16 protein-coding genes and 1 tRNA gene are annotated in these 17,209 nt (G+C 73.2%); 15 read left to right on the plus strand and 2 right to left on the minus strand.

Going from position 1 to position 17,209, the window contains the following annotated elements:
- Positions 1-109 precede the first annotated feature (109 nt).
- From ACH9D2_RS05695 to ACH9D2_RS05730, 8 genes are all read left to right on the plus strand, one after another.
- Positions 110-1,003, plus strand: a complete 894-nt coding sequence (locus ACH9D2_RS05695; protein ID WP_396361807.1) for a ParA family protein — start codon at positions 110-112, stop codon at positions 1,001-1,003.
- Positions 1,003-1,929 carry a segregation/condensation protein A gene (locus ACH9D2_RS05700; RefSeq protein WP_396361808.1) on the plus strand — a complete coding sequence of 309 codons (927 nt, stop codon included), beginning with the start codon at positions 1,003-1,005 and terminating at the stop codon, positions 1,927-1,929. Before ACH9D2_RS05695 ends, ACH9D2_RS05700 begins: the two co-directional genes overlap by 1 nt.
- Entirely contained in the window at positions 1,926-2,540 is a 615-nt protein-coding gene (gene scpB, locus ACH9D2_RS05705; RefSeq protein ID WP_396361809.1) for an SMC-Scp complex subunit ScpB, read from the plus strand. The genes ACH9D2_RS05700 and scpB overlap by 4 nt, the downstream gene beginning before the upstream one ends.
- A gap of 9 nt (positions 2,541-2,549) precedes the next feature.
- The gene (locus ACH9D2_RS05710) at positions 2,550-3,668 is read left to right on the plus strand and encodes a pseudouridine synthase (protein WP_396361811.1); all 1,119 of its coding nucleotides are present in this window, start codon (positions 2,550-2,552) and stop codon (positions 3,666-3,668) included.
- Between the two features lie 9 nt (positions 3,669-3,677).
- On the plus strand, positions 3,678-4,802 hold the full coding sequence (locus tag ACH9D2_RS05715; protein WP_396361812.1) for a prephenate dehydrogenase: 1,125 nt from the start codon (positions 3,678-3,680) through the stop codon (positions 4,800-4,802).
- Positions 4,784-5,536, plus strand: coding sequence for a (d)CMP kinase (gene cmk / locus ACH9D2_RS05720; protein ID WP_396361813.1), 753 nt, complete (start codon positions 4,784-4,786; stop codon positions 5,534-5,536). The genes ACH9D2_RS05715 and cmk overlap by 19 nt, the downstream gene beginning before the upstream one ends.
- 74 nt (positions 5,537-5,610) lie before the next feature.
- The gene (gene der / locus ACH9D2_RS05725; RefSeq protein WP_396361814.1) at positions 5,611-7,170 is read left to right on the plus strand and encodes a ribosome biogenesis GTPase Der; all 1,560 of its coding nucleotides are present in this window, start codon (positions 5,611-5,613) and stop codon (positions 7,168-7,170) included.
- A gap of 79 nt (positions 7,171-7,249) precedes the next feature.
- Positions 7,250-7,323: transfer RNA gene (locus ACH9D2_RS05730), tRNA-Pro, on the plus strand.
- A gap of 84 nt (positions 7,324-7,407) precedes the next feature.
- On the opposite strand, the gene ACH9D2_RS05735 is transcribed toward ACH9D2_RS05730, so the two are convergent.
- Positions 7,408-8,328, minus strand: coding sequence for a PfkB family carbohydrate kinase (locus ACH9D2_RS05735; RefSeq protein ID WP_396361816.1), 921 nt, complete (start codon positions 8,326-8,328; stop codon positions 7,408-7,410).
- A gap of 285 nt (positions 8,329-8,613) precedes the next feature.
- On the opposite strand from ACH9D2_RS05735, the gene ACH9D2_RS05740 reads away from it, so the two are divergent.
- The 6 genes from ACH9D2_RS05740 (at position 8,614) to ACH9D2_RS05765 (ending at position 12,806) form a co-directional block, all read left to right on the plus strand.
- Entirely contained in the window at positions 8,614-9,612 is a 999-nt protein-coding gene (locus ACH9D2_RS05740; RefSeq protein WP_396361817.1) for an adenosine deaminase, read from the plus strand.
- A gap of 94 nt (positions 9,613-9,706) precedes the next feature.
- Positions 9,707-10,093 carry a glycine cleavage system protein GcvH gene (gene gcvH / locus ACH9D2_RS05745; protein WP_396361819.1) on the plus strand — a complete coding sequence of 129 codons (387 nt, stop codon included), beginning with the start codon at positions 9,707-9,709 and terminating at the stop codon, positions 10,091-10,093.
- Positions 10,094-10,284: 191 nt separating this feature from the next.
- Positions 10,285-10,740 (plus strand): FHA domain-containing protein, encoded by a 456-nt coding sequence (locus ACH9D2_RS05750; RefSeq protein ID WP_396361820.1) that lies wholly within the window; start codon positions 10,285-10,287, stop codon positions 10,738-10,740.
- Positions 10,741-10,749: 9 nt separating this feature from the next.
- Positions 10,750-11,496, plus strand: coding sequence for a transcriptional regulator FtsR (gene ftsR / locus ACH9D2_RS05755; protein ID WP_396361821.1), 747 nt, complete (start codon positions 10,750-10,752; stop codon positions 11,494-11,496).
- Position 11,497: 1 nt separating this feature from the next.
- A complete protein-coding gene (locus ACH9D2_RS05760; protein ID WP_396361822.1) occupies positions 11,498-12,022 on the plus strand; it encodes a bifunctional nuclease family protein in 525 nt (174 codons plus the stop codon).
- Between the two features lie 181 nt (positions 12,023-12,203).
- Positions 12,204-12,806 (plus strand): MerR family transcriptional regulator, encoded by a 603-nt coding sequence (locus ACH9D2_RS05765; protein ID WP_396361823.1) that lies wholly within the window; start codon positions 12,204-12,206, stop codon positions 12,804-12,806.
- A gap of 10 nt (positions 12,807-12,816) precedes the next feature.
- Here the strand turns inward: ACH9D2_RS05765 and ACH9D2_RS05770 are convergent, their stop codons facing one another.
- Positions 12,817-13,605, minus strand: coding sequence for an AAA family ATPase (locus tag ACH9D2_RS05770; RefSeq protein ID WP_396361825.1), 789 nt, complete (start codon positions 13,603-13,605; stop codon positions 12,817-12,819).
- Positions 13,606-13,955: 350 nt separating this feature from the next.
- On the opposite strand from ACH9D2_RS05770, the gene ACH9D2_RS05775 reads away from it, so the two are divergent.
- Positions 13,956-17,209 (plus strand): pyruvate carboxylase (locus ACH9D2_RS05775; RefSeq protein ID WP_396361827.1); only part of this gene is annotated, 3,254 nt, incomplete at its 3' end.

Below are 17,209 nucleotides of genomic sequence, written 5' to 3' on the forward strand. Positions count from 1 at the left end.
AGCTGATCGACTCCAGGAAAACCCCAGGTCGGCCCGTCCGGCCCGGGCCGCCCCGTGCCCGGGGCCGGTCCGCCCGAGCGCGACCCCGAACGAAAGAGCGGTGCCACGAGTGAGCCAGCAGAGCGACGAGAGGATCCCCGGCACGGGCGAGGCCGGGGCGGGAACCGTCGGCCTGACCGGCCGTCCCGTCCGCGACTTCCCCGAACCGCCGGAGCTCTCCACCCACGGGCCCGCCCGGATCATCGCGATGGTCAACCAGAAGGGCGGGGTGGGCAAAACCACCTCGACCATCAACCTGGGCGCGGCGCTCGCCGAGCTGGGCCGCAAGGTCCTGCTGGTCGACTTCGACCCGCAGGGAGCCCTCTCCGCGGGTCTCGGCGCCAACCCCCACGAGCTGGAGCTGACGGTCTACAACGTCATGATGGACCGCTCCGTGGACGTCTGGGACGTGGTCCAGGAGACCGACGTCGAGGGCGTCGACCTGCTCCCCGCCAACATCGACCTCTCCGCGGCCGAGGTGCAGCTGGTCACCGAGGTGGCCCGCGAGCAGGTCCTGGCCAGCGCCCTGCGCAAGCTCGAGGAGCACTACGACGTCATCATCATCGACTGCCAGCCCTCGCTGGGGCTGCTGACGGTCAACGCGCTGACCGCAGCGCACGGGGTGGTCATCCCGCTCATCGCCGAATTCTTCGCCCTGCGCGCCGTGGCGCTGCTGGTGGACTCCATCGAGAAGGTCCAGGACCGGCTCAACCCCCGCCTGCAGATCGACGGCGTGCTCGCGACGATGTTCGACTCCCGGACCCTGCACTCCCGCGAGGTCATGGCCCGGATCGTGGACGCCTTCGGCGACAAGGTCTTCGACACGGTCATCAAGCGCACCGTGAAGTTCCCGGACGCCACGGTGGCCGCCGAGCCCATCCTGTCCTTCGCCACCGCCCACCAGGGCGCCGAGTCCTACCGCCAGCTGGCGCGGGAGCTCATCTCGCGCGGCGGCGCGCCCTGATGCACCCCGAGGAGCCGCCGGGCCCCCCGGGGACCGGCGGCTTCGCGGTGCAGCTGGAGGACTTCGCAGGGCCCTTCGAGGTCCTGCTCTCCCTGATCGCCAAGCACGAGCTGGACATCACCCGGATCGCGCTGGCCACCGTCACGGACGAGTTCCTCCAGTACGTGCGCGCGCTGCACGAGATCGGCTCGACCCGCGCGCTCGACGAGGCGAGCGAGTTCCTCGTCGTCGCCGCGACCCTCCTGGACCTCAAGGCCGCCCGGCTGCTGCCGCGCGGGGAGGTCGAGGACGAGGAGGACGTGGCCCTGCTCGAGGCGCGGGACCTGCTCTTCGCGCGCCTGCTGCAGTACAAGGCGTTCAAGGAGGTGGCCGTCCTGCTCGACGAGCGGATGCGGGCCGAGTCGACCCGCCTGCCCCGGTCGGTGCCCCTGGACCCGGAGGTGGCGGCCGTGCTGCCCGAGCTCGACTGGCGGACCACCCCCGAGCAGTTCGCCGAGATCGCCCGCTCCGTCCTCGCCTCCCGGCCTGGTGCGCCCGCGGAGGTCGGGGTGGACCACCTGCACGGGACCGCGGTGACGGTCCGGGACGAGGCCGAGATCCTCGCCGGGCTGCTCGAGGACGGCGCCCCGCGCTCCTTCCGCGTGCTCGTCGCGGACGCCGGGTCCGCCCTCGCGGTGGTCGTCCGGTTCCTGGCCCTGCTCGAGATGTACCGGGACTCCGTGCTCGAGCTCGTCCAGGAGCAGCCGCTGGGGGAGCTCACGGTCCGCTGGACCGGCGCGGGGACCGGCTGGACCGCCGACCGGCTGTCCGAGGACGCCGCTGACCCCGGGGAGGGGAGCCCGCTCCCGGCCGGCGTCCCTGCTCCCCACGGCGCCCCGGCCGGCGCCCCGGACGAGGTCCCGGCCGTCTCGGGAGCGTCCGCGTGAGCCCCGCGGCCGAGGGCGGTCCCGACCTCGAGGCGCTGCCCGGCGGCGTGCGGGCCGCCGTCGAGGCGATCCTGATGGTCGCCGACGAGCCCGTCAGCGAGTACGAGATCGCCGCGGCCCTGGTGGTCCCGGTCGCGTCCGTGCAACGGGTCCTCGACCGGCTCCGTGCGGAGTACGACGGCGTCGGCACGGATCCGGGGTATGATGGGACGTTGGCGCCGCGCGGGTTCGAGCTGCGCAGCACCGGGGCCGGCTGGCGGATCCACTCGCGCAGCGAGTTCGCCCCCGTCGTCTCCGCGTTCGTCGCGGAGGGACAGACCGCCCGGTTGTCGCAGGCGGCCCTGGAGACCCTGGCCGTCGTGGCCTACCGCCAACCCGTGAGCCGGGGGCGCATCTCCGCGATCCGCGGGGTCAACGTCGACGGCGTCGTCCGCACGCTCGTGCAGCGAGGCCTGATCCGCGAGCTCGAGCGGGACGGCGAGTCCGGCGCCGTGCTCTACGGCACCACCACGTTCTTCCTGGAGAAGATGGGCATCGGCTCGCTCGACGAGCTCCCCGACATCGCCCCTCATCTGCCGGGCATCGACCAGATCGACCACTACGAGGACTGAGACACCACCATGGCCACTTCACGTTCATCATCCGGCCGCCCCGGTCCCGGCGGGCGCCGCGCCCCCGGTTCCCAGGGCGGCCAGAAGCCCCGCACCGGCCAGGGCGGCACATCGTTCCAGGGCGCGAAGGGCGCTTCCGGCCGCGGCCCCGCCAAGGGCAGTGCTGCCAAGGGGGGCCCCGCCAAGAGCGGTGCTGCCAAGGGCGGCTCCGCCAAGGGCGGTGCCAAGGGCGGGACCGCGAAGGGCGGGTCCTCGACGGGCGCCGGCCAGGACCGCGGACCCCGCCCGTTCGCGTCCTCCGAGAAGAGCTCCCGGCGGATGCCCGCCACCCCGTACCGCCCGCCGCACCGGAAGCGGCGGCCCAAGAACCCGCCCGTGGACCGGCTCGACCAGCACGACCCGGACGGGGTGCGGCTGCAGAAGCTCATGGCCCAGGCCGGCGTGGCCTCGCGGCGCGTGTGCGAGGAGATGATCGAGGCCGGCCGTGTGCAGGTCAACGGGGAGACCATCACCGAGCTCGGCATCCGGGTGGACCCGGACACCGTCGAGATCCACGTCGACGGCGTCCGCGTGCAGCTCGACGAGAACCTCGTCTACTACGCCTTCAACAAGCCCGAGGGCGTGCTCTCCACCATGGACGACCCCGAGGGCCGGCCGTGCGTGTCCGACTACCTGAACCAGCAGAAGAACGAGCGCGTCTTCCACGTCGGCCGCCTCGACGTCGAGACCGAGGGCCTGTTGCTGCTGACCAACGACGGCGAGCTGACCAACCGGCTCACCCACCCCTCCTACGAGGTCCCCAAGACCTACCTCGTGCAGGTCCGCGGACCCATGGAGAAGGGCATCGGCGCGGCCATGAAGGCCGGCATCGAGCTCGAGGACGGCATCGCCTCCGTCGACTCCTTCCGGCTCGTCGACTCCACCCCCGGCCACCTGCTCGTGGAGGTCGTCCTGCACTCCGGGCGCAACCGCATCGTGCGCCGGCTCTTCGACGCCGTGGGGCACCCCGTCGAGAAGCTCGTGCGCACCGAGGTCGGCCCCATCCGGATCGGGGACCAGCGCCAGGGCACCATCCGCCGGCTGTCCAGGACCGAGGTCGGGCACCTCCTCGCCTCGGTCGGCATGTAGGGAGCGCCCGTGACGCAGACCCCCTCCGCACCGCCGGCCCCCGCGGCGACCTCCGGACCCGTGCTCGTGGTCGGCGCCGGCCTGCTCGGCGCCAGCATCGGGTTGGGCCTGCGCCACCTCGGCGTGGACGTCTGGCTGCAGGACTCCTCGCCCACCGCCGAGGCCGTGGCCCAGGACATCGGCGCCGGCCGCTCCTGCCGCGCGGCGGGGGAGGAGCAGGTGCCGGAACCGGCCCTCGTCGTCGTGGCCACCCCGCCCGACGTCACCGCGCAGACGGTGGTCGAGGTGCTGGGGCGACACCCGGACGCCGTGGTCCTCGACATCGCCTCCGTCAAGGAGTCCGTGCTCGAGGACGTGCGCGCCCTGGGCGGGGACCTGACCCGGTACGTGGGCACGCACCCCATGGCCGGGCGGGAGAAGTCCGGGCCCGTGGCCGCCCGCGGCGAGCTGTTCACGTCCATGCCCTGGGTCGTGTGCGACTCGGGACGCTCCGCGCCCGCGGCGCTCGCCGCGGCGAAGAACCTCGCTGTGGACCTCGGGGCGACCGTCACGTTCATGGACGCCCGCGAGCACGACGCGACCGTGGCCCTGATCTCCCACCTGCCGCAGGTGATGTCCTCCCTGCTCGCCTCCCGGTTGCAGGACACGCCGTTGCACCACCTGTCCCTCGCCGGGCAGGGGCTGCGGGACACCACGCGCATCGCGGCCTCCGACCCCGGCCTGTGGGTGCAGATCCTCTCCGCCAACGCCGGGCCGGTCGTCGCGTCCCTGCACGGCGTGCGCCAGGACCTCGAGCGGCTCATCGCCACCCTCGAGGAGCCGCAGGCCCCCGGCGCGCGGCTGGACATCGCCCAGCTCGTGGCCGAGGGCAACGCCGGCCAGGCCCGCATCCCCGGCAAGCACGGCGGAGCGCCCCGGGCCTTCGCCACCCTGACCGTCCTCGTGGGCGACGTGCCCGGGCAGATCGCCCGGCTGCTCACCGAGATCGGGGAGATCGGGGTCAACCTCGAGGACCTGCGCCTCGAGCACTCCCCGGGCCAGCCCGTGGGCCTCGTCGAGGTCTCGGTGCTGCCCAACCGCCGCAAGGAACTCGTCGAGGCGCTCCAGGAGCGCGGATGGAAGGTCGTGCAGTGAACACCGGAACGAACACCGCCCGCAGCGCAGCACCCGGGGCCGGGGCGCCGGTCCCTGCCGAGCGGCAGCTGGTCGTCGCCATCGACGGGCCCTCCGGCTCCGGCAAGTCCAGCGTGTCCAAGGAGGTCGCCCGCCGCTTCGGCCTCGCCTACCTGGACACGGGTGCCATGTACCGCGCCCTGACGTGGTGGTGCCTCGACCGGGAGGTCGACCTCTCCGACGGCGACGCCGTGGTCGAGGCCGCCCGCGCCTTCCCGCTCGCCCAGGGCACCGACCCCGACCGGGAGCTGGTGTTCGTGGGCGGGACCGACGTGGGCGTCGAGATCCGGGGCGCCCGGGTGACGGAGGCCGTCAGCGCCGTGGCCACCAACCCGGCGGCGCGAGCGGTCCTGGTGGCCCGCCAGCAGGAGATCATCGCGGACAGCGGCCGGCGGATCGTGGCCGAGGGCCGGGACATCACCACCGTGGTGGCCCCGGACGCCGACGCCCGGATCCTGCTCACCGCCGACGAGCGGGCCCGGATGGCCCGCCGCGGTCTGCAGCTCGGCGGCGTCGACGACGCCGAGCAGCTGCGGGCCCAGGTCGTGGGCCGCGACGCGAGGGACTCCACGGTCGTCAACTTCACCGAGGCCGCCGACGGCGTCGTGACGATCGACTCCTCCGAGCTCACCGTGGAGCAGACGGTCCAGGCCGTCATCGACGCGGTCGTCCGGGCCGCGGGCCGTTCTGCCTAGACCGGCACACCCGGCCTCCCCCTGACATTTTTCCGCACCCCGACCGGCCGCACCCGGCCCAGCGAAGGACAGCCATGACCGGCAACCCCGAGAACCCCGCGCACGACACCGCCCACGACCCCTACGAGGCCGAGCTCCTCGGCGGCACCACGGACGACGTCGCCCAGCGGCTCGCGGCCATCGACGACGACGAGGCCGACCAGCGCGCGCAGGCGCTGCGGGCCGGGCTCGAGGACTACGAGCTCGACGAGGAGGACGCCGCGCTGCTCGCCGAGTGGGCGGAGGACGGCGACCAGGCACCGGTGCGCCGGCCCGCCCCGGTGCTCGCCATCGTGGGCCGGCCCAACGTGGGGAAGTCGACCCTGGTCAACCGCATCCTCGGCCGGCGCGAGGCCGTCGTGGAGGACACCCCGGGCGTGACCCGGGACCGGGTCTCCTACCGGGCCACGTGGAACGGGCGCAACTTCACGCTCGTGGACACCGGCGGGTGGGAGTACGACGCCAAGGGCATCAACGCCCGGGTCGCCGAGCAGGCCGAGATGGCCGTGGAGTTCGCCGACGCCGTGCTGCTCGTGCTCGACGCGACCGTGGGCGTCACCGCCGCGGACGAGGCCATCGTGAAGATGCTGCGGAAGGTCAGGAAGCCGGTGATCCTGGTCGCCAACAAGGTGGACTCCCCGCAGCTCGAGGTCGAGGCCACGTACCTGTGGTCCCTCGGCATGGGGGAGCCGCACCCGGTGTCCGCACTGCACGGGCGCGGCGCCGCCGACGTCCTCGACGCGGTCACGGACCTGCTGCCGGAGTTCTCCGCCGTGGCCGAGACCGAGCTCACCGGCGGCCCCCGCCGCGTGGCGCTCATCGGGCGCCCGAACGTGGGCAAGTCCTCGCTGCTCAACAAGCTGGCCGGGTCCGAGCGCGTCGTGGTGGACCCCCTGGCCGGGACCACCCGCGACCCCGTGGACGAGCTGATCGAGCTGGGCGGCAAGCCGTGGCGCTTCATCGACACCGCGGGCATCCGCCGCCGCGTGCACATGGCCCAGGGCGCGGACTTCTACGCGTCCCTGCGCACCCAGGCCGCCCTCGAGCGCGCCGAGGTGGCAGTGGTGCTGCTGGCCGCGGACGAGGTGCTCTCCGAGCAGGACGTCCGCATCCTGCAGCTGGCCGTGGACTCCGGCCGCGCCCTCGTGCTCGCCTTCAACAAGTGGGACCTCATGGACGAGGACCGCCGCTACTACCTGGAGCGGGAGATCGACCGCGACCTCGCCCACGTGGCCTGGGCGCCGCGGGTGAACGTCTCGGCGAAGACCGGCTGGCACAAGGACAAGCTCGTCCCCGCCCTGGAGACGGCCCTGGCCTCGTGGGACACCCGCGTCCCCACCGGACGGCTCAACGCGTTCCTCGGCGAGATCGTGGCCGCCCACCCGCACCCCGTGCGCGGCGGCAAGCAGCCCCGCATCCTCTTCGGCACCCAGGCTTCCTCCCGCCCGCCGCGCTTCGTGCTGTTCACCACGGGCTTCCTCGACCCCGGCTACCGGCGGTTCATCACCCGCCGCCTCCGCGAGACCTTCGGCTTCGAGGGCACTCCCATCGAGGTGTCCATGCGCGTGCGGGAGAAGCGGAACCGGAAGCGCTGAGGCGCCCGCCGAGATGAATTCCGCCGGAGCTTGCTGTAATGTGATGCGAGTGCTCAGGGCGGGAACGTACTGAGCACTTCGGGCTGTGGCGCAGCTTGGTAGCGCACTTGACTGGGGGTCAAGGGGTCGCAGGTTCAAATCCTGTCAGCCCGACGATTCGAGGCCGGTGGACCGCGGGAACGCGGACCACCGGCCTTCTCTCGTTCCCGGGGGCGGCGTGCCCGGCGCCCGCGCGGCCTACCGCCGGGCCCGGGACGCCGACTCCCGCAGCCGGTCCCGGTCGAGGTCCGGCCGGCCGCCGGCGCTGCCGACCACCTCGGCCGCGGCCGCCGCGGCCCACCAGGCGGCGGACTCCGGGCTCTCCCCGCGCAGCAGCGCGACGGTGAGTGCGGCCACGAACGAGTCGCCCGCCCCGGTGGGGTCCACGGGATCCTCGCCCAGGTGGGGCAGGACCACGTGCCCGCCCGGCCAGGCGACCACGTCGCCCTCCCCGGTCGCCAGGGCCACGACGCGCGGGCCCTCCGCGAGCAGCGACTGCGCGGCCCGCACCGTCCCCGGCACGTCCTGCGGCGCCCAGCCCACCAGCGCCTCGGTCTCGGCGGTGTCGGCGCGCACCACGGCCGCGGTGGACAGCACCCGCCGGCGCACCCCCTCGTCCGCCGGGGCGCCGTCGACCACCGTGAGCGCCCCTCCGGCCGCCGCAGCCTCCAGGGCCTCGGTCACGGCCGCCCCCGGCTGCTGCAGCTGGACCAGGACGGCGTCCGCCGAGCGCAGCAGGTCCCGGCTCGCGCGAACGTCCTGGGCCTCCAGCAGCATCCGGGCGTCCACGTCCTCCAGCAGTCGGCGGACCCCGCGGGGTCCCACGAGGTCGACGAGCAGCGCGGTCGGGGCGCCGGAGCGGCGCACCACGGCGCCGACGTCGATCCCGTCCTCCGCGGCCTGCGCGAGCACCGCCTCCCCGGCCGCATCCGTGCCCACGACCCCCACGAGGTGGACCTCGGCGCCGAGCTGGCGGCACGCCACCGCCTGGTTCGCCCCCTTGCCGCCGAGCAGCTCCTGCCGCTCCAGCACATCGGTGGCGCCACCCGCCTCCGGGAGCTCCTCGACCGTCAGCACGAGGTCCCGTCCCACCTGACCCACCACGACGACACCGGACATCCAGCACTCCTCTCTCCGAGCGGTTCCGCACGCGAGCCCGGGGCCCGCAGGGGTGAGGCCGAGGACGGTCGGCAGGTACCCGCTCCTCCTCGCGCTCCCGGCCGTCGGGCGCGCGCCGCCTGTCCTGCACCGCCGGCTCGTTCCGTGCGTGCCGGACGTGCTCCCTCCCATGCTACGACCGGGGCCGTGTGCACCCCGCCCGGGCCGGGTCGGGACACGGCCCGCAGTACACTGCACGGACACTCCGGCCGGTGGGCCGGGGCCGACCACGAAGGAGCACCGGCGTTGAAGGACCTGCACACCCTGCCCAAGGCTGAGCTTCACCTGCACATCGAGGGCACCCTGGAGCCCGAGCTCGCCTTCGAGCTCGCCGCCAAGAACGGGGTGGAGCTGCCCCACGGCTCGGTCGAGGAGCTCCGGAGGCAGTACGACTTCGAGGACCTGTCCTCGTTCCTCGGCCTCTACTACGCCACGATGGCGGTGCTGCGCGACGCCTCCGACTTCGAGGCCCTGACCCGTGCCTACCTCGAGCGGGCCGACGCGCAGGGCCTGCGGCACGTCGACGTCTTCTTCGACCCCCAGGCGCACCTCGTCCGGGGAGTGCCGCTCGGGACGGTGGTCGACGGCATCCGCGCCGCCCTCGACGCCGCCCGCGCCGAGCACGGCCTCACCTCCACGCTGCTGCTGTGCTTCCTGCGGGACCGGCCCGCAGCAGAGGCCCTGGAGCTCTTCGACTCCCTCGGGGACCAGCTGCCGCGCATCGACGGGATCGGCCTCGACTCGGCCGAGGTCGGCCATCCGCCGGCCCTCTTCGAGGAGGTCTACGCGCGGGCGCGGGCGGCAGGGCTGCACGTCGTCGCCCACGCGGGTGAGGAGGCGGGCCCCGAGTACGTCCGGGAGGCCCTGGACGTGCTGCGCGTGGAGCGCGTGGACCACGGGATCCAGTGCCTGCGCGACCCCGAGCTCGTGGACCGCCTCGTCGCGGAGCGGGTGCCGCTCACCGTGTGCCCGCTGTCCAACGTCCGGCTGCGGGTGGTCGGCACGCTCGCCGAGCACCCCGTCCTGGACATGCTCGAGCGGGGACTGCTGGTCACGGTCAACTCGGACGACCCGGCCTACTTCGGCGGCTACGTGGGGGACGTCTTCCAGGAACTGCGGGACACGCTGGGCCTCACCGACGAGCAGGCGGCCGGCCTGGCCCGCAACTCCGTGGACGCATCCTTCGCCGGGACGGCGCGCAAGCGGTCGATCCACGCCGAGATCACCGCGTGGGAACGCCGCTGAGCGCCCGACACCCGACGGTCTCCGCGCGCCCGGGACCACGGAGGGGTCTGTGCCATAATCGTGCCGACCGCACCCGCCGGACCAGGAGTGACCCATGAGCAACATCCCCGCCGACCTGTCCTACACGGCCGAGCACGAGTGGATCGCCGCCCCCGACGCCGAGGGCGCGGTGCGCATCGGGATCACCGACCACGCGCAGAGCGAGCTGGGCGACGTCGTGTTCGTCCAGCTGCCCGAGGTGGGGGAGAGCATCGAGGCGGGCGCCTCCGTGGGCGAGATCGAGTCCACCAAGTCGGTGAGCGACATCTTCGCCCCCGTCTCCGGCGAGGTCACCGCGGTCAACGAGTCCCTCGAGGACGAGCCCGGGACCGTGAACTCCGCCCCCTACGGAGAGGGGTGGCTGTTCGAGGTCCGCCCCGCCGACGAGGACTACCGGTCCGGGCTGCTCGACGCCGAGGGATACGCCGCCCAGCTGGACTGAACCGCGCAGGGACCCCGACCGCGCCCGAGCCGGGACGTGTCCCGGCTGCCCTTGCGTGTCTCCACCACCCGGTACACTGAAGAGCAACCGGGTGGCTCCGGCCGGTCCCCCGGAAACCGCCGGGGCAGGAGGTCGCGAGGTCAGGGTCCCACAGGGTCCGTCCACCACCACGTCACCAGTCGAGGGAAGAGATGTCCAGAACCCAGAACGGCTCGAACGCACCCCAGGGGGAGCCGGAGACCACGTCGATCCAGATCGTGGCCGAGGTCCTCTCGCACGCAGCTTCCCACAAGCTCTCACCCGAGGAGAGCTCCGCCGTCTCCGCCCTCCCGCCGCGCAGCGCCCTGCTCGTCGCCCACGACAGCGGGGGCACGGGTTCGCGCTTCCTCCTGGACCGGGACGAGGTCCCCGCCGGCCGCCACCCGTCCTCCGAGATCTTCCTGGACGACGTCACGGTCTCCCGCCGGCACGCCCGGTTCGTCCGCCGCGGCGACACCTTCGAGATCATCGACTCCGGGTCCCTGAACGGCACCTACGTCAACGGCGACCGCGTGGACAGCGCGCAGCTCGACAACGGCGACGAGGTCCAGATCGGGAAGTTCCGGTTCACGTTCTACCGTTCGCTGCGCTCGCAGTCGGACCAGTAGAAGGGAGCCATGACCGACCCCGCGGAGACCGATCCACACCGGGACGACGTCCAGCACGAGCCCCGGGTGGGCATCAGCGCCGTGCTCAAGGAGCTCGGCGAGGACCACCCCGGCATCACCGCCTCGAAGCTGCGCTTCCTGGAGGACAAGGGCCTGGTCCACCCCGCGCGCACCGCATCGGGCTACCGCAAGTTCTCGCGCGCCGACGTGGACCGGCTGCGCCGGATTCTGGAACTCCAGCGAGACCGCTACCTCCCGCTGAAGGTCATCCGGGAGCGGCTGGACGCCGACGAGGACGCCCGGGACGACGACGCCCGGCGCACCGCGGAGGCCGCCGATCCCGTCACCGCGCCGCTGCCGATCGTCAGCGCGCCGCGCACCTACAGCCTGCGGGAGCTCGCCTCCCGCACCGGTGCCGGCATCCCGCTGGTCCGCGAACTCGTGAGCTACGGCCTGATCCGGGAGCAGAACGGGGCCTTCGACGACCACGCCCTGGCCATCACCCGAGCAGCCCTCGCACTGACGGCCCACGGCCTGGAACCGCGCCACCTGCGCCCCTTCAAGGCCGCCGCGGACCGCGAGCTGGTGCTCGTCGAGCGGGCCGTGGCGCCCCTGACGTCCCGCCGGGACGCCGCCTCGAGGGCCCGGGCCGTCGAGCGCGCCCAGGAGATCTCCGGGCTGTGCCTCACCATCCACACCTCGCTCGTGAGGTCGGAGATCGCCGCCCTCCAGGAGCGCGCCGCGGTGGAGGGCTGAGATGGCCGTGCACCAGGTCCTGATGGAGATCGCCGGCGTCCGCATGGACGTGCCGTCGGCGCAGCCCGTCGTGGTGCTCCGCGAGGTCGAGGGCGGGCGGCACCTGCCGATCTGGATCGGCACGAACGAGGCGACGTCCATCGTCTTCGCCGTCCAGGGGATCGAGCCGCCCCGGCCCCTGACGCACGACCTCGTGCTGTCGGTGGCCACCGCCTTCGGGCGCACCCTCACCCGGGTGCGGATCCACACGGTGGAGGAGGGCGTCTTCCACGCCGCGCTCGAGTTCTCGGACGGGACGGTCGTCGACTCCCGCGCCTCGGACGCGATCGCCCTGGCGGCGCGCACCGACTGCCCCATCCTGTGCACCGAGACCGTCCTCGACGAGGCCGGCCTCGTGATGAGCGGGGACGGCGAGCTGCGGGAGCCCTCCGCCCGGCCGGGCGAGGGGGAGCAGCAGCTGCCCCCGGAGACGCAGGTCGAGCAGTTCCGCGACTTCCTCGACAACGTCGATCCCGAGGACTTCTGACCCGGGCCGGCACGCCCGTCCGCCCGACACGGGGCCCGGCCTGCTGATGTCTTTGACCCGGCCCCCGGGGAGGTCTACCGTCGGAGCTGTACTCGAGGTGTTCCCGGGGGGATCCGGACGTCTCTGCGAGACCATCCACTCCCGGCGCCGCGAGGACCGGGTCCACGAGCGAGGAGGCGGCGTGAGCGACCGCGAGCAGCCCGGCGGTACGGCGGGGACCGGCAGCCCTCCGGCGCACGGCACCCAGGGGGTCCTCTTCGACGACTCCGTGATCCGTGACGAGTCCGTGGGCTACCGTGGTCCCACCGCGTGCAAGGCCGCGGGCATCACCTACCGGCAGCTGGACTACTGGGCGCGGACGGGCCTCGTGGAGCCCACCGTGCGCGGCGCCTCCGGGTCCGGCACGCAGCGCCTCTACAGCTTCCGGGACATCCTGGTCCTCAAGATCGTCAAGCGGCTCCTGGACACCGGCGTCTCCCTGCAGCAGATCCGCACCGCCGTGAGTGCCCTGCGCGCCCAGGGCGTCGAGGACCTCGCCCAGCTCACGATGATGAGCGACGGCGCGAGCGTCTACGCGTGCACGTCCCCGCACGAGGTCATCGACCTGGTGCAGGGCGGACAGGGCGTCTTCGGGATCGCCGTGGGCCGGGTGTGGCGCGAGGTCGAGGGAACCCTGGCGGCGCTGCCCGGGGAGCACACCGGTCAGGACCGTGCACCCGCGGAGGACCCCCTGCCCGACGACGAGCTCTCCGCCCGCCGGGCCCGCCGGCAGAACGCCGGCTGACCCGGGCGGTTCAGGACGAGCCGTCGAGGAGGCCCTGCAGAATCGCCGTGTACCGTCCGGAGATGTCCCGGGCCTCCTGCCCCGGCCAGCGGTGGATCGGCCAGGCCGCGCCCTGCGCCTGCTGCCAGACAGGCAGGTCCGGGATCACCGGGTTGACCAGCAGCGGGCCGAACAGCTCCTGCAGCTCCGCGAGGCGGTGCCGGTGCTCCACCGACGAGTGCTGGACCTTGTTGACCACCACGCCGGCCGCCGGCACGGCCCACGAGCGGCTCTGCTCGAACTGGGCGATCGCCGTCATCGTGCGCCTGGTCCCCGCCACCGAGAACAGCGAGGGCTCCGCCACCGAGAGCACCTTGTCGCTGGCGGCCCACGCGGTGCGGGTCAGGGCGCTCAGGGTGGGCGGGCAGTCGACCAGCACCAGGTCGTAGCCCTTGGCGTCGGACAGCGCCCGCTCCAGCCGCCCGAGGTCCTTGTCCCGGTAGTCGGAGCGGTCGAGGTGGGACGACCGGGCCGAGCCCGGGGCGACGTCGAGGGCCCTGGCGTCCAGGCCGTCCCGGACGGCCCAGGACGAGGCCACGACCACCCGCTCGAGCGACCCGCGGCGGGGCCGGCGCAGCACCTCGCCGATGTCGTGACCGCGCTCCGGGTGCACGCCGAGCCCGGTCGTGGCGTCGGCGTGCGGGTCGAGGTCCACCACCAGCGTGGGTACTCCCGCCTGCAGCGCCGCGGAGGCGATCCCCAAGGTCACGGAGGACTTGCCGACACCGCCCTTGAGGCTGCTGACGCTGACGATCTGCACGGAGGGGACACCCTTCGCTCGCGGGGACACAGGGGAAACGGCTCCTCGTGTCCGGGATCGGGGGCCGCGGCGAGGAGACGGCTGCGTCCATCGTAGCCGGGTGCGCAGGGTCTGCCCGGGCGCGGCGCGGAACCACCCGCGAACCGGCCCGCCGTCCCGCACCGCACCGGTGCGCAGCGTCCTCGATGCCGCTTTGTGACAGGGGTCACAGTCTGCCCGGTGGTGGCGTGGTTCACTGGTCAGGACCGCCCGCGGGTGGCCATGCTGACCGTGTGCGCGACGTTGCACGACCTTCGAAGAATCAGTGCCCGGGTGTCCGCCGGACGGGCCCGGGTGCGGAACGGGTGTTGATGTTCTCCAAGATCCTGGTGGCCAATCGCGGTGAGATCGCGATCCGTGCCTTCCGTGCCGCGTACGAGCTCGGGGCCAAGACGGTGGCGGTGTTCCCGTACGAGGACCGCAACTCGATCCACCGGCAGAAGGCCGACGAGGCGTACCGGATCGGGGAGGAGGGCCACCCGGTGCGGGCCTATCTCGACGTCGAGGAGATCGTGCGGGTGGCCAAGGAGTCGGGGGCGGACGCGATCTATCCCGGCTACGGGTTCCTGTCGGAGAACCCGGACCTGGCCCGCGCCGCGGCGGCGGAGGGCATCGCGTTCGTGGGTCCCGCGGCGGGGATCCTGGAGCTGGCCGGGAACAAGGTGGAGGCGCTGAAGGCCGCGAAGCGGGCGGGGATCCCGACGCTGGACTCCTCGGAGCCGTCCTCGGAGGTGGAGTACCTGCTGGGGGAGGCCGAGCGGATCGGCTTCCCGGTGTTCGTCAAGGCGGTCGCCGGTGGCGGAGGCCGCGGCATGCGCCGGGTGGAGACCCCGGAGGCCCTGCCCGAGGCGCTGGCGGCGGCGATGCGCGAGGCCGACACGGCGTTCGGGGATCCGACGATGTTCGTGGAGCAGGCGGTGCTGCGCCCGAGGCACATCGAGGTGCAGATCCTGGCGGACGCCTCGGGGGAGATCGTGCACCTGTTCGAGCGCGACTGCTCGGTGCAGCGCCGGCACCAGAAGGTGATCGAGATCGCCCCGGCGCCGAACCTCGACGAGGGGATCCGGCAGGCGCTGCACCGTGACGCGGTGAAGTTCGCCCGTGAGCTGGGCTACGTGAACGCCGGGACCGTGGAGTTCCTGGTGGACACGGCCGGGGAGCGGGCCGGTCAGCACGTGTTCATCGAGATGAACCCGCGCATCCAGGTGGAGCACACCGTCACCGAGGAGATCACCGACGTCGATCTGGTGGCCTCGCAGCTGCGGATCGCGGCCGGGGAGTCCCTGGCGGACCTGGGGATCGCACAGGAGTCCTTGGCCGTGCGGGGTGCGGCCCTGCAGTGCCGGATCACCACCGAGGACCCGGCCAACGGGTTCCGCCCCGACGTCGGGAAGATCTCCGCCTACCGCTCCGCCGGCGGTGCCGGGGTGCGTCTCGACAGCGGCACGGTGTACGCGGGGGCGGAGATCTCCCCGCACTTCGACTCGATGCTGGTCAAGCTGATCTGCCGCGGCCGGGACTACGCGACCGCGGTGCACCGGTCCCAGCGCGCCCTGGCGGAGTTCCGGATCCGCGGGGTGGCCACCAACATCGGGTTCCTGCAGGCGGTGCTGGCGGATCCGCAGTTCCTGGCCGGGGAGGTGGCCACCGACTTCATCGAGTCCCGTCCGGAACTCTTGGCCGCGAGGACGTCGGGGGACCGGGCGACGAAGGCGCTGACCTGGCTGGCCGAGGTCACGGTGAACCGGCCCAACGGGGAGCGGGTGGAGGGCATCGACCCGCGCACCAAGCTGCCGCACTACCCGGGCGACAAGCAGGACGAGCCGCTGCGGTCCCCGTTCGACGGGCCCTCGGAGCACCAGCCCCCGGCGGGCTGGCGGCAGAAGCTGCAGGACCTGGGCCCGGAGGGCTTCGCGAGGGCGCTGCGGGAGCAGCAGGCGGTGGCGGTGACCTCCACGACGTTCCGGGATGCCCATCAGTCGCTGCTGGCCACGAGGGTGCGCACCCGTGACCTGCTGGCGGCGGCCCCGGCCTACGCGCACACGCTGCCGCAGCTGCTGTCGGTGGAGGCCTGGGGCGGGGCGACCTACGACGTGGCGCTGCGGTTCCTGGGGGAGGACCCGTGGGAGCGGCTGGCTCTGCTGCGCGAGGCGATGCCCAACATCCCGATCCAGATGCTGCTGCGCGGGCGCAACACGGTGGGCTACACCCCGTATCCGACCGAGGTGACGGACGCGTTCGTGGCCGAGGCCGCCGCGACCGGGGTGGACATCTTCCGGATCTTCGACGCGCTCAACGACGTGGAGCAGATGGCCCCGGCCATCCAGGCCGTGCGCAAGACGGGCACCGCGGTGGCCGAGGTCGCCCTGTGCTACACGGGTGATCTCAACGACCCCGGTGAGACGCTCTACACCCTGGACTACTACCTGGACCTCGCCGCCCAGTGCGTCGAGGCCGGTGCGCACGTGCTGGCGATCAAGGACATGGCCGGACTCCTGCGGCCCATGGCCGCGGCGAAGCTGGTGACCGCGCTGCGGGAGCGCTTCGAGGTGCCGGTGCACCTGCACACCCACGACACCGCCGGCGGGCAGCTGGCGACCCTGATGGCCGCGATCGCCGCCGGGGTGGACGCGGTGGACGTGGCCGACGCCTCGATGGCGGGCACCACCTCCCAGGTGCCCGCCTCCGCGCTGGTGGCGGCCCTGGAGCACACCCCGCGGGACACCGGCATCCCGCTGGAGGCGATCTCCGCGATGGAGCCCTACTGGGAGGTCATCCGGGCGATGTACTCCCCGTTCGAGTCCGGGCTCACCGCCCCCACGGGCCGGGTGTACCGGCACGAGATCCCCGGCGGGCAGCTGTCGAACCTGCGCCAGCAGGCCATCGCGCTGGGGCTGGGGGAGCGCTTCGAGGCGATCGAGGACATGTACACCGCCGCCAACGCCATGCTCGGGCGCCTCGTGAAGGTCACCCCCTCCTCCAAGGTCGTGGGCGACCTCGCCCTGCAGCTCGTGGGGATGGGCGTGGACCCGGCGGAGTTCGAGGCTGATCCGCAACGGTTCGACCTGCCGGACTCCGTGATCGGCTTCCTCGCCGGCGAGCTCGGCACGCCCCCCGGAGGGTGGCCGGAGCCCTTCCGCTCCAAGGCGCTGGAGGGGCGCAACGTCAGGGTCGGGGTCACCGAGCTGTCGGCCGAGGACCAGCAGGCGCTCGCCGAGGACTCCGACACGCGGCGGGCCACGCTGAACCGGCTGCTCTTCGCCGGTCCCACCCGCGAGTACGAGGCCGGCCGGGCCAAGTACGGCGACGTGTCCGTGCTGCACACCCGGGACTTCCTCTACGGGCTCACCACCGAGCACGAGCACGTGATCTCCCTGGGCAAGGGCGTGCGTCTGCTGGTCACCCTGCAGGCGATCTCGGAGGCCGACGACAAGGGCATGCGCACCGTGATGCTCACCCTCAACGGCCAGCCGCGCATGATCGAGGTCCGCGACACCTCGGTCGCCTCGGCCGTGCCCGAGACCGAGAAGGCCGACCCCGCCGACCCCGGCCACGTGGCCGCCCC

The organism is Kocuria rhizosphaericola, assembly GCF_044462205.1.
GTDB lineage: Bacteria > Actinomycetota > Actinomycetes > Actinomycetales > Micrococcaceae > Kocuria > Kocuria rhizosphaericola.

Bases quoted from the DNA above. Each gene is read 5' to 3' on its own strand.
- der (WP_396361814.1), top strand. From the start codon at position 5,611: ATGACCGGCAACCCCGAGAACCCCGCGCACGACACCGCCCACGACCCC.
- ACH9D2_RS05760 (WP_396361822.1), top strand. From the start codon at position 11,498: ATGGCCGTGCACCAGGTCCTGATGGAGATCGCCGGCGTCCGCATGGAC.
- ACH9D2_RS05700 (WP_396361808.1), top strand. From the start codon at position 1,003: ATGCACCCCGAGGAGCCGCCGGGCCCCCCGGGGACCGGCGGCTTCGCG.
- ACH9D2_RS05710 (WP_396361811.1), top strand. From the start codon at position 2,550: ATGGCCACTTCACGTTCATCATCCGGCCGCCCCGGTCCCGGCGGGCGC.
- gcvH (WP_396361819.1), top strand. From the start codon at position 9,707: ATGAGCAACATCCCCGCCGACCTGTCCTACACGGCCGAGCACGAGTGG.
- cmk (WP_396361813.1), top strand. From the start codon at position 4,784: ATGGAAGGTCGTGCAGTGAACACCGGAACGAACACCGCCCGCAGCGCA.
- ftsR (WP_396361821.1), top strand. From the start codon at position 10,750: ATGACCGACCCCGCGGAGACCGATCCACACCGGGACGACGTCCAGCAC.
- ACH9D2_RS05735 (WP_396361816.1), bottom strand. From the start codon at position 8,328: ATGTCCGGTGTCGTCGTGGTGGGTCAGGTGGGACGGGACCTCGTGCTG.
- ACH9D2_RS05750 (WP_396361820.1), top strand. From the start codon at position 10,285: ATGTCCAGAACCCAGAACGGCTCGAACGCACCCCAGGGGGAGCCGGAG.